We start from the raw sequence: 11,204 nt of genomic DNA, 5'->3' as shown, positions 1-11,204 counted from the left end.
AAGACATGAGTTTTATTTAGTGATTGAGAGTTGATAAAATACCCCAACCAGCCTTTACGCCGGCATCCGGGCACCCAAATTTTTCAAGCTGCAAAATTATAAATTTTTAATTGAATTATTAATCACTGATTCTATTACCTGCGGATAATGTTGGTATTCTAACTGATGTACCTTATCAGCGACCGTCTCGGGTGTATCTTCTTCGGTGACAGGGCACTTGGCCTGAAAGATTATCTCACCTTCATCATATTTATTATTAACATAATGGATACTGATGCCTGTCTCTAACTCACCCGCAGATTTAACTGCCTGGTGAACTTTGTCACCGTACATTCCTTTGCCTCCAAACTTAGGGAGCAGGGCAGGATGTATGTTGATAATTCGGTCAGGATAGGCTTCAACTAAATTTTCAGGAACCAGTAGAAGGAACCCAGCCAGCACCACAAAATCTATCTGATGTTCTTTCAGTATGTCAAGCACTTTATTGGTGTTCCTTAGTTCATCTCTGTTAAAGGTTACAGCAGGTACATGAAGGTTTTTGGCCCTTTCGAGCACATAGGCCTTCGGGTTATTCGTAAGTATGAGGCTGACCTCGATTTGGTCATTGTTTTCAAAATGCTGGGTAATTTTTTCGGCATTGGAGCCGCTTCCTGATGCAAAAATGGCAATTCTGGTCATATTATTTATTTAAACAGGATCATGCTGAGTATTCCAAGGAACATGATCAATTTACAATAGTTGCTCAAATAGCTGAAATCCTTAATGGTGTCGGCCCTGGAAAGTTTGTAGGCCAAAAAACTTAAAGGCACAATCAGTAGCAGGCAAAAAAGTGTCATCTCCTTACCCACAAATATATAAGCTAAAAAGCTGAGCCCTGTTAAGAAGGCCAGCGACAATACATAAATAACATTCTTTGTTTTCCTGAGCCCATACACCACGGGCAAAGTCCTACACCCGAAAGTGGCATCCCCTTTCAGGTCTTCCATGTCCTTTATGATCTCACGGATCAGCGTAAACACAAAGGCAAAAAGTGCATAGGCCACTACCAGCAGGTTACCTGACCTGAAGAGTATCTCTACTATGTATATAGAAAGGCCTGTAAGTATGGCCACTACAAAATTCCCAATGAAGGGCATCCTTTTTAGCTGATTAGAATAGAGCCATAGAAGAAGTGCAGAGCCAAAATTTATTGCTCCTATTTGCCATGAAAGCAGAAAACCCAGCCCGATACCGGTAAAATTGAGCACGGTATGCGCTGCCATAGCCACACGCCTCTTTAATACCTTGCCCACCACCACCCGGTGCGGTTTGTTGATGAGATCGATCTTAACATCATAATAGTCGTTGATGATATATCCCGCGGCTGCAATCAGTACTGAGGATAATGAAAGCAAAAACAACTCCCGGTGCAGCAAATAGTAGCTTACATTTCTTGCTGAATTAATTAAAAATGAGGCTGTAAAATACTGAGCAAATACTATGATCAACAAATTCCAGAACCGGGTAAGCTGGATGAACCCTGATAAGGAGAAGTTATTAGGTTTATAACGTGAGGATGGTACCATCAGGATCAGTTTTAGCATGGCAAAGGTAAATCCTGATTGGTACTATTACAATAGATGTAATTTTTCTATTTACTGTTTACAGTTTATTGTTCAAAGAAATAATGGTAAGAAGCTCCCGAAGCTTCAAAACTTCGGAAAGCTATTCCTACACAATTCTTTAAAACTTCAAAGCCACTGAGGCCAGGAAGTTGCGGGTGGCCTGTGGATAGTAGTAATTCTCTCTCACCACATAATCCGGCCCACCCTGATAGCCAAAAGTGTAGCCATTTGAGGCGTAAAGCTCGTCAAATACATTATTCACCTGAAATGTAAGGGCGATATCCTTTATAAAATCTGTATGCAAAGTGTACATCAACCTCAAATCATTTACAAAATAGGCATCTATGGCCCGCTCATCATTTGATGTATTATCGAGATATTGCTTACCCACATACTTAGAGAGTAAGGACAACTCGAGTCCTTTTACAGGGAGAAAAGTTATTTGTGAGCCGGCTATAATATCAGGTGAAAAGGCAATATCTGTATCTTCATATTCATTTTCTATAATATTGTACTCATCAAAACCTGCCCCATAGTCGTATATGATCTCATTGAACGAACCTACTTTGTTTTGGCTAAAAGTGACATTTGCCATCACCCTGAACTGCTTTGATATATAAAACTGACCCTGTACCTCCACGCCTGTCCTATAGCTGTTCTTAACATTAGTTCGCAAGGCGCTACCCACATCGTTTAGCTCTCCGGTAAGTACCAAGTTGATTTTTGTAATCCATCAGGTAGTAATTGGCCTGGAGTTGATAATTAGTAGTCCTTTTTCTAAATCCGGCCTCAAGATTTCTCAAGGTTTCGTGCTCAGGCCTTGCTGGGGAATCAATAAAATCGCTGCGTACCGGCTCCCTGTTGGCAATACTGTAAGAAGCGTAGAAATTACTGTTTGCATCAAGTGAGTACACCAACCCGAACTTCGGATTGAAAAAATCATAATCTGCCGAGATGCCCAGCAAGCGTTGATCATTGTCAATCCCCGCTATGTCATATCTTACATTACGGTATTGCAGGTCTCCGAAAGCACTTAACTTATTTGTTATTTGGTAGTTGACTTTCAGAAAAGTATTAAAATCATTCTTATCACCGGTATTGTCGTAGTACCTCTCCTCAATAGAGGTACCTGCGGCAAATTCCGCCCATATAATTTCACCAAAGTGGTCACCTTCATAAATGTTGTATGCACCACCTAATATAGCATTCCATTTTTCCTTCTGGTATTCCAATGAATAGGTAAAACCATAAAAATGATTATCAAGCCACCTTCGTCTGATCAGGTCGGTTGATGTTATGGTGGTATCACCAATGATAACATTGGGCAAGCTATAGTCTTCGAAATCGTCATCCTCCCTGAACTGCTCGTAATACCCTCTGCCATAGGTATAGTGCAGAGAGACATTAGCCGTAAAATCAGGCATTAACTGCTGAGAAACATGGAGCTGGTAATGGTCTTGCTGGTAATCGTCCACCTCATCTTCATACATGTACCAGTTAAAGGTTCTCCCTGCTGTTCTAAGGTTTTCTGCCTGTGCATCACTCACCCCATTGTTGGCAATCACCGCCTCTATTCCTTCTGCATCATTTTCAAGGACTGCCTCTGGTGTACCATACCACGATTGATAAGTGCGCTCCTTTCCTCCGAATATTATGGCTTTCACCAACGTATTTTTACCATAAAATCCTCCTGATAAGTAGTAAGAATTCAGGTCAGAAGTGGCCCTGTCTATGTAGCCGTCAGAAGTGATCTTGGACAGCCTGCCGTTGAATGTCCACTTATCATCAATAAGGCCTGTACCAAACCCCAGGGTATGCCTCCACGTATCAAATGATCCAAAAGAGTTAATCACTTCCCCGTAAGGTTTTTGTTGTTTGGTGTTCGTCTGCAGATTTATAGTTCCCCCAAAGGCTCCGGCTCCATTGGTAGATGTACCTACGCCTCGCTGTATCTGTATGTTTTCCGTTGAAGAAGCAATATCCGGAATATCCACCCAGAATACTCCCTGTGACTCACTGTCGTTCAACGGCACACCATTAATCGTGACATTGATCCTGGTGGCATCACTTCCCCTAATCCTCAAACCGGTGTAACCTACTCCGGCCCCGGCATCAGATGTGGTGACCAGTGAAGGCGTCCAGTTGAGCACGAATGGCAGATCCTGACCTAGGTTATTTTCTTCTATTTCTTCCCTGTTTACCACAGTAAAAGTTGTGGGTGTTTTATCATTGGCCCTGGTAGCTGAAACTATCACCTCGTCAGTCATGTAAACATCTGGCGTTAAAGCCACCTCCAGATTCTGATCGCCAGTAACATTCAGTTCCTGCTCATAGGGGTCATAGCCAATGAATGTAACCTTCAACACGTATTCACCTTCCTCAACCTTATCAAACTGAAACCTCCCCTGCCCATCGGTTGGCACTACTTTTTCTCCCAAATACACATTAGCTGCTGGAAGTAGTTCACCGGTATCAGCATCTTTAACAGTACCCTTTACCTCAAACTGTCCATAAGATATATAGGACATCAACAGCCATGACGCTGCAATAATCAAAACCCTCATTTCTCAAATTAATTATATCGTTAAACAAGTTCGGGACAGGGGATTCCCGAATCATTTTAACATACCTCCCTACGCCAGCATTACCCGGATCAGGTTTCGACCCATTATTTTCAGAGTCTTGGGTATAATCTCAGCCCGTATATTTGGGGCACCCCTATTTGAATCCAAAGTTATCAAAAAGTGGTTATTATCTCAAATAATGATAAATTCGTCAGGTAAAACCACAGAGCCATTTTATCTTTGAGCCACTAGCCCTATAAATTATGTATAAAGTAAACGTTAACGACAGTAGTTTTGAAGTAAAGCTTAAGGACGACCAGATAGATATTGACGGACAGCCGTTCGAATGGGATATTGCTAAAATCAATGACCAGTCGTATCATATCATTAAGGACAATCAATCGTACCGTGCTGAAATAGTAAGCGCAGACCTTAAGCACAAAAGTATTACTCTTAAAATCAATGGCAACAAGTATGATATAGCGCTGAAGGATAAATTTGACCTGCTTCTTGAAAAGCTGGGAATGGATGTAGCTGCATCTGCCCAGATGAATGATGTTAAAGCGCCAATGCCGGGACTTATCTTTGAAATTCAGGTATCAGAAGGAGATGAGGTTAAAAAAGGAGACCCGATCATGATACTCGAAGCCATGAAAATGGAGAATGTGATCAAGGCTGATGGTGACGGTGTGGTGAAGTCGGTGAAGGTTAAAAAGGGAGATAGCGTGGAAAAAAACCAGGTGTTGGTCCAATTTTAATATTCGCGTCTAAAATATTCGTTTATCCCTGTTATATTTGCAGCAATTTAAACTAAAACAATCTTCCTACTTTCAATGAGATATAAAAGAATATTACTGAAGCTAAGTGGTGAGTCTTTAATGGGGTCTGGCCAATATGGCATTGATCCTAACCGATTGCTGCAATATGCAAATGAAATTAAAGCTGTAAAGGAAAAAGGTGTAGAGATCGCTATCGTTATAGGTGGTGGCAACATCTTTAGAGGTGTAATGGCGGAAGCTGCAGGTATAGAAAGGGTACAGGGAGATTATATGGGCATGCTGGCCACGGTGATCAATGGTATGGCCCTGCAAAGTGCGCTTGAGGGTGTCGGCCTTTACACCAGGTTAATGTCTGGTATAAAAATGGAGCAGGTTTGCGAGCCATTCATCAGAAGAAGGGCTATCAGGCACCTCGAAAAGGGAAGGATAGTGATCTTCGGTGCTGGTATCGGTAACCCCTATTTTACTACTGACTCTACAGCCAGTCTCAGGGCAATAGAGATCCAGGCTGACGTGGTATTGAAAGGCACTCGTGTTGACGGTGTTTATACTGCAGATCCTGAAAAAGACCCTACTGCTGAAAGGTACTCCGAACTATCATTTCAAGAGGCGTATGAAAGGAATCTGAACATTATGGATATGACGGCTTTCACATTGTGCCAGGAAAACAACCTGCCAATTATTGTGTTTGATATGAATAAACCGGATAATCTGCTGAATATTCTTCATGGAGAGAATGCCGGCACTTTAATAACCTAACTTTGACCCATTTCTTATACTTAGAAAGATAATCTAGACTAAAACCATGGAAGAAATTAACATGTACCTTGACGAGGCCAAGGATTTGATGAATAAGGCCATTAAGCATGTAAGCAGTGAACTGGTAAAAATCAGGGCCGGTAAGGCTGCCCCAAATATGCTGGAAGGATTAATGGTTGTTTACTATGGAAACCCAACGCCTATCAATCAGGTAGCGTCTATTACCACTCCTGATGCCCGGACATTGATGATCAAACCCTGGGAAAAAAATGTTATTCCTGAAATTGAAAAGGCTATCATCAACAGTGATCTTGGGCTAAACCCTCAAAACGACGGTGAGCAGGTAATTATTAACGTGCCTCAGCTAACTGAAGAGAGAAGGATAACACTTGTAAAGCAGGCTAAGCATGAAGGGGAACAGGGCAAGATCAGTATCAGAAATATAAGAAAAGAAACGAATGACAACCTCAAGCAACTTCAAAAAGAGGGTGTATCTGAGGATGAGGTTAAAAGAGCTGAGGACAAAGTTCAGACTTTGACAGATGAGTTCAACAAAAAAATCGACGAGATACTAACGAAGAAGGAAGCTGAAATCATGACAGTTTAAGTTAGTATTGAGATATTAGATATGAGTATTGAGAGCCGCTTTTTAGCGGCTTTTTTCGTTATCGGAACCCACTCCTTTGTTAAAAAATATCCTCAAAATTAGTAGCAATACCGATTCTCACTCCGAAATCCTGGTATTTGCCGTCATAAAAGGAGGTGACTGCCTCTAGTCTGAATACCCGAAGAATGTAGTTGATGCCATAGCCCAGTTCTGTATAGCCGGAACTTGTGGTAACGTCATTGACAAGGTAGTTAGCGAAAAAGCTCTCTCTTACCCCTGACAGTCTTACCAAGGGCATCCGCGTAATCAGGAACTTACGGAACTGATAGTGCAGGCTTCCTGCAAAATACTCCTCATTGGTGCTAAAAGTGTAGTAGTCAAGCATTCTGAAACTTCCCACGGGGTCGGTAGTAACAAATGGTGTCCGGTTACCCAGGAAATGTTTGTAGTCCATAAAATACATTTCATCATTATTAAGGAATGTACCGGCTTTAAGCATTACATCTACCTGGCCCCTTATACCAATATCAAAGCCATACTTAAAGCCTAACTCAAGCATGTCATAATCCACTTCACTATCCAAAGCATCTGCAATACCTTTCTTATAATTCAATTGAAAGATGGGTGAAGAGTTTTCAACCACTGATTTCTTACCATTATAGATCCTATATTTCACCCAGGGCTTGTATTCAAAGTTGGCACCTGCCGTCAAAGCCCTATGATCAGGAAAAGAGGTTACAGGCATAGCCAGATTGAACGGAGCATTTGGGGTAAATCCATCTCCTTTGATATCAAAAAACCTGTAGTCGGTATTGTTGTACAGTTCCCTGCGCTCTGCCAGTTGCATATTAAGCCTCATAGTAAGTTTGCTTCCAAGCTTCTTTTTATAGGTCAACTCCACAAAATCCTTTTCATAGATCTTCATGTAGTTACGCTCCAGAAACAGTGTCATAAGACTATTGACATACCTGTTTATGGGATCATCGTCATTAAACTGGTTAATATACCTACCAAAGGAAAGTGAAATGTCACTGCGTGTATCAAACTCACCGAAACCGTACTGCATATCAAACTTTCCTGAAAACTGTTCTCTGGCAAATGCATAACGTGCTGTTGGCTTCAGGCTTAGCCAGTTTTTACTGTCAAAGGTCTTTGTCAATGAAACGGCATAGTCAATATTGAAGCCTTCTACGGTATTATAGTTGGTTCCCAAAAGTGGCGTATGAATGCGGAAGTGGGTCTTATCTGCAATTTTATAGGTATTGCCAACAATAATATCCTGCAGGTGAAAGCCTTTACGTTTTCCGGTTTTCAAAGTATCTCCCTCACGCTCCATCCTTGCTATATTAGCCAAACTGTCAGCGGTAGCATATCCTTTTTTCTCAGCCTGGGTTAATGGCACCGGCCTGATGTTCGCCCAAAATGTTGAGTCCTGCTCATACGCCATAGAATCAACTTTAAAGGTTCGGTTTGAGATCACTTCCGGCTCCTTTTGGCGCTTAAGCTCCATTTTTTCATAGGCTTTCATTACCTGTCGGAGCTGCTTTCTTGTCACTTCCTTGCCTGAGGTAAGCATTTCCTGTATCTCTCCCATTTCCTCATCTTTTACCTGCTCCTCCAGCTTTTCAGCCAGCTCTTCCTCTACCTTCTCATCTATCACATCTATTTCCATATCCAGGTCCGGGTTAATCTCTACTTTATAGTCGCTAACCGTAGCCAGATAATTGCCCATAAATTCAAAGCCCAGCACTTTGCCCTCGACATAAAATTTGTGGGTTACCGGCAACCACACATTCTTCTCCACCGGCTCATAAGTCTGCTGAATACGGAAATTAACGCCTAGCTTTGTCACCCTCAGATCCAGGCTATAAATACTCCAATAGTCTTCAACAATATTGATGTACCCTTCAAAAACGTTATCCCCTTTGGAGCGAGGTATAACTTTTATTTTGCTAACCTCAAATCCCTGATCGCGATAGGTACCGTCATAAACAAAGCGATAGTAGGAAAATGCTTTTGGAGAGAGTGGCGACACAGATTTTGCCACTTCGGGTTCATAAAAAGACCCATTAACGTAGGCGTTTGGATCCGTATTATTGTCATCGCCCTGCGTATAAATGGAAATTACTTTTTCGTTGTAGATATTGGGACGGATATATTCTATGTCACTAACTGATTCTGTAATAAAAACCCTGTCCGGGTCAAAACCTTCTTTTTCCAAAGTTCCTTTCATAAAAAAAGGGTAATCGACCAATTGCCCTGTACCCTTTATATAAACCCTTGCGGTATAACTATCTACCTGCTGCGTGTGAAACTTGCTTTTGGCTATAGCTTTACGCATGATGGTATACGCAGGGTCTTCCTTGCCTGCAAGTATTTCAACATCCCTGAGTAGCATCACCTGGGTTTTAAGCACCACATCCAGTTCAACAAAGTCATTTCCGACCTGAACTTCTTTCAGGAGTGACTCATACCCTACGTATTGAAATATAATCTGATAATTACCTGGAGGTAGTTGAACCTCATAGTGGGCATCGGCATTGGTGGTAGTACCGGTGCCAAGCTCTTTAACATAGATGGTAGCAAATGATAATAATTCACCGTTGTCTCCTTTGACAACACCTTTTACACCTCCTGCGTGTACAAAAACGGTATTGAAAAGACATAGTACGAGCAGGACAAGTAGTGGCTTACACTTCATGAACTTTATTTTGATATCAGAATACTAAGCTATGACGAGATAAAGGTAATAATGTTACAAATAAAACTTTTTCCCTCGAATCATCTCTTCAACGCTATCGGGAACAAGATATTTAATAGATTGTCCTTTTTTTACACAATTTCTAATAAAAGTTGCGGATATGTCCAGCATAGGGGCCGCCACCATCCTTACATTCGGATTATCTTTTAGTTCAGACGGTTTAGAATCAGGCCTCGGATAAACATAGAGACCATATTGATCCAGTATTTTATCGTAGTTTTTCCACTTCGGAAAGCTTTTGAGATTATCTTCCCCAATGATCAGTTTAAATGAGTGATCAGGATGCTTTTCAGTAAGGTACACCAGGGTATCTATGGTGTAGCTGGGCTTTGGCATATTAAACTCTATGTCCGTGGCCCGGAGGTTATAATTGTCAAAAATAGCCGCATTTACCATATCAAAACGGTCAAACTCATGCAGCAGTGATTTTCTTTTCTTGAATGGGTTCTGAGGTGATACTACAAACCACGCCTGATCAATATCAGTGGTTTCCACCATCACATTGGCAATAATAAGATGCCCGATATGCACCGGGTTAAACGATCCAAAAAACAAACCGATCTTCATGTAAAGGTTCTTTCTGTAACTGGAAATAAAGCTGAATATTCAGGGGCTTGTCCAAAGCTTATACAGCCTCTACTCCTGAATTAATGAAATTATTGACTAACTCTTCTGCTTTTCTCAAAGACTCTTCAAGATCTTCATTGACGAGGGTAACATCGAATTTATCTTCGAATGTCATCTCAAACTTTGCTTTAAATATTCTCTGCGAGAGGCTGTTTTCCGTCTCTGTCTGGCGATCCATAAGGCGCTCTTTCAGCTCATCAATAGAAGGTACTTTAACAAAAACTGCCAGTGCCTTGTCTCCAAAATACTCTTTTAAGTGCAAACCTCCTTTGACGTCTACATCAAAGATTACATGCCTGCCTTCCTGCCATATCCGTTCAACCTCAGATTTTAGTGTGCCATAGAAGTTACCGGCATATACTTCTTCCCATTCGATGAACTCATCGTTGTCAATTTTTCTCTTAAAATCTTCAGGGGTGAGAAAATAGTAGTCTTTGCCGTTTTCTTCATTCCGGCCACGTTTGTCTCTCGTGCAGGCGGATATCGAAAACCCTAATTTAGGGTTGGTGGCCAATAGATGTTTTACAATAGTAGTTTTGCCCGATCCGGATGGAGCGGAAAAGATAATTGCTTTACCGTTGTGCATTATTCTTCAGCGCCTTGAAATACTTTAGACTTGATTTGGTCTACAAGGTCACTGGGAACCTCTTTATCGTAACATTTTTGCCTGATCAATTCTTTGATAGCCTTATCTACATTGTAGATCTCATAGTAAGGCATGCAATTCTCGATATGCTTCTTGAAATATTCCTGCTCTTTAGGACCGGCTTCTTCATCAAGTACCAGATTAAGGATCTTCAGACACTCCTGGTGGTCTGGCTGAACGTTTTGGGCGTTCTTTGATAGACTTTCGTCAAATGAATCTGTAGAGGATAATCCCATAAACTATTTAATTTTTGTATCCCATTTTTTTTGCGTAATCACTGAGCCTCTCTTTCAAGAGGTTTCTCGCTCTGTGTAGTCTGGATCTTACCGTACCTATGGGAATATCCAAAATCTTGGCCATCTCATCGTACTTAAATCCTTCCAGATCACAAAGAATTATCACTGTCCTAAAATCGACATCCAGGGAATTCAGCGCATTGGAGATCTCGTCCCCAATCATATCCTGCACTGTCTCAATGCGCAAATCCGTGGTTATAGATTGATCAACATCTTCGGAGTTGTAAAAAGTTTCAACCTCCTGATAATCTACTTTGGAAGGTTGCTTACTTTTCTTCCGAAAGTCGTTAATGAAGCTGTTTTTCAGTATTCGAAACAACCACGCTTTGGCATTAGTTCCTTTTTCAAACGATTCAATAAACCGGTAAGCCTTAAGATAAGTATCCTGTACCAGGTCTTTGGCATCGTCTTCATCGAAAGTTAACCTGTAAGCAAAGTTATACATGGAGTCAATGTGAGGAAGGAACTCTTTTTCAAAGGTTCTTTCCTTTTCTTTTTGCGAATAACTTTGTCTTCTAGTCTCGGACATTGGGTCAAAAATAATAATTATGGATTAATTAT

The 11,204-nt window shown here is 41.2% G+C and carries 12 protein-coding genes; 3 read left to right on the top strand and 9 right to left on the bottom strand.

The genetic code is table 11. The features are described from left to right. Positions 1-96: 96 nt before the first annotated feature. From purN to E1163_RS07555, 4 genes are all read right to left on the bottom strand, one after another. Positions 97-678 carry a phosphoribosylglycinamide formyltransferase gene (gene purN / locus E1163_RS07565; RefSeq protein ID WP_155170830.1) on the bottom strand — a complete coding sequence of 194 codons (582 nt, stop codon included), beginning with the start codon at positions 676-678 and terminating at the stop codon, positions 97-99. Between the two features lie 5 nt (positions 679-683). Further along, complete coding sequence (locus tag E1163_RS07560) at positions 684-1,583, bottom strand: geranylgeranylglycerol-phosphate geranylgeranyltransferase (protein WP_246223547.1); 900 nt, start codon at positions 1,581-1,583, stop codon at positions 684-686. Between the two features lie 139 nt (positions 1,584-1,722). Then, on the bottom strand, positions 1,723-2,319 hold the full coding sequence (locus tag E1163_RS31535; RefSeq protein ID WP_343033778.1) for a TonB-dependent receptor: 597 nt from the start codon (positions 2,317-2,319) through the stop codon (positions 1,723-1,725). Further along, positions 2,285-4,168 carry a TonB-dependent receptor gene (locus E1163_RS07555; protein ID WP_343033777.1) on the bottom strand — a complete coding sequence of 628 codons (1,884 nt, stop codon included), beginning with the start codon at positions 4,166-4,168 and terminating at the stop codon, positions 2,285-2,287. The genes E1163_RS31535 and E1163_RS07555 overlap by 35 nt, the downstream gene beginning before the upstream one ends. 263 nt (positions 4,169-4,431) lie before the next feature. Here E1163_RS07555 and E1163_RS07550 point away from each other — a divergent pair, with 263 nt between their 5' ends. The 3 genes from E1163_RS07550 (at position 4,432) to frr (ending at position 6,313) form a co-directional block, all read left to right on the top strand. Beyond that, positions 4,432-4,926, top strand: a complete 495-nt coding sequence (locus tag E1163_RS07550; protein ID WP_155170828.1) for an acyl-CoA carboxylase biotin carboxyl carrier protein subunit — start codon at positions 4,432-4,434, stop codon at positions 4,924-4,926. A gap of 75 nt (positions 4,927-5,001) precedes the next feature. Further along, positions 5,002-5,706 carry a UMP kinase gene (gene pyrH, locus E1163_RS07545; RefSeq protein ID WP_155170827.1) on the top strand — a complete coding sequence of 235 codons (705 nt, stop codon included), beginning with the start codon at positions 5,002-5,004 and terminating at the stop codon, positions 5,704-5,706. A 46-nt stretch (positions 5,707-5,752) separates the two neighbouring features. Beyond that, complete coding sequence (gene frr, locus E1163_RS07540; protein WP_155170826.1) at positions 5,753-6,313, top strand: ribosome recycling factor; 561 nt, start codon at positions 5,753-5,755, stop codon at positions 6,311-6,313. Positions 6,314-6,392: 79 nt separating this feature from the next. Here frr and E1163_RS07535 read toward each other — a convergent pair whose 3' ends face one another. The 5 genes from E1163_RS07535 to E1163_RS07515 are packed head-to-tail and all read right to left on the bottom strand — an operon-like array spanning position 6,393 to position 11,172. Continuing rightward, positions 6,393-9,014 carry a DUF5686 and carboxypeptidase regulatory-like domain-containing protein gene (locus E1163_RS07535; RefSeq protein ID WP_155170825.1) on the bottom strand — a complete coding sequence of 874 codons (2,622 nt, stop codon included), beginning with the start codon at positions 9,012-9,014 and terminating at the stop codon, positions 6,393-6,395. Between the two features lie 54 nt (positions 9,015-9,068). After that, positions 9,069-9,641 carry a nicotinate (nicotinamide) nucleotide adenylyltransferase gene (nadD, locus tag E1163_RS07530; protein WP_155170824.1) on the bottom strand — a complete coding sequence of 191 codons (573 nt, stop codon included), beginning with the start codon at positions 9,639-9,641 and terminating at the stop codon, positions 9,069-9,071. A gap of 58 nt (positions 9,642-9,699) precedes the next feature. Next, entirely contained in the window at positions 9,700-10,287 is a 588-nt protein-coding gene (gene gmk / locus E1163_RS07525) for a guanylate kinase (RefSeq protein ID WP_155170823.1), read from the bottom strand. Beyond that, a complete protein-coding gene (locus tag E1163_RS07520) occupies positions 10,287-10,583 on the bottom strand; it encodes an anti-sigma factor (RefSeq protein WP_155170822.1) in 297 nt (98 codons plus the stop codon). Before E1163_RS07520 ends, gmk begins: the two co-directional genes overlap by 1 nt. A 7-nt stretch (positions 10,584-10,590) precedes the next feature. Beyond that, the gene (locus E1163_RS07515; RefSeq protein WP_155170821.1) at positions 10,591-11,172 is read right to left on the bottom strand and encodes a sigma-70 family RNA polymerase sigma factor; all 582 of its coding nucleotides are present in this window, start codon (positions 11,170-11,172) and stop codon (positions 10,591-10,593) included. Positions 11,173-11,204: the final 32 nt, after the last annotated feature.

Source organism: Fulvivirga kasyanovii, assembly GCF_009711405.1.
Taxonomy (GTDB): Bacteria; Bacteroidota; Bacteroidia; order Cytophagales; family Cyclobacteriaceae; genus Fulvivirga; species Fulvivirga kasyanovii.
Note: the sequence above shows the minus strand (reverse complement) of the source record. Positions and strands in the feature narration are given on the sequence as shown.

Coding starts and splice junctions, on each gene's coding strand:
- E1163_RS07550 (WP_155170828.1), top strand. CDS start 4,432: ATGTATAAAGTAAACGTTAACGACAGTAGTTTTGAAGTAAAGCTTAAG.
- nadD (WP_155170824.1), bottom strand. CDS start 9,641: ATGAAGATCGGTTTGTTTTTTGGATCGTTTAACCCGGTGCATATCGGG.
- purN (WP_155170830.1), bottom strand. CDS start 678: ATGACCAGAATTGCCATTTTTGCATCAGGAAGCGGCTCCAATGCCGAA.
- E1163_RS07560 (WP_246223547.1), bottom strand. CDS start 1,583: ATGCTAAAACTGATCCTGATGGTACCATCCTCACGTTATAAACCTAAT.
- frr (WP_155170826.1), top strand. CDS start 5,753: ATGGAAGAAATTAACATGTACCTTGACGAGGCCAAGGATTTGATGAAT.
- gmk (WP_155170823.1), bottom strand. CDS start 10,287: ATGCACAACGGTAAAGCAATTATCTTTTCCGCTCCATCCGGATCGGGC.
- pyrH (WP_155170827.1), top strand. CDS start 5,002: ATGAGATATAAAAGAATATTACTGAAGCTAAGTGGTGAGTCTTTAATG.
- E1163_RS07515 (WP_155170821.1), bottom strand. CDS start 11,172: ATGTCCGAGACTAGAAGACAAAGTTATTCGCAAAAAGAAAAGGAAAGA.
- E1163_RS07535 (WP_155170825.1), bottom strand. CDS start 9,014: ATGAAGTGTAAGCCACTACTTGTCCTGCTCGTACTATGTCTTTTCAAT.
- E1163_RS07555 (WP_343033777.1), bottom strand. CDS start 4,168: ATGAGGGTTTTGATTATTGCAGCGTCATGGCTGTTGATGTCCTATATA.
- E1163_RS07520 (WP_155170822.1), bottom strand. CDS start 10,583: ATGGGATTATCCTCTACAGATTCATTTGACGAAAGTCTATCAAAGAAC.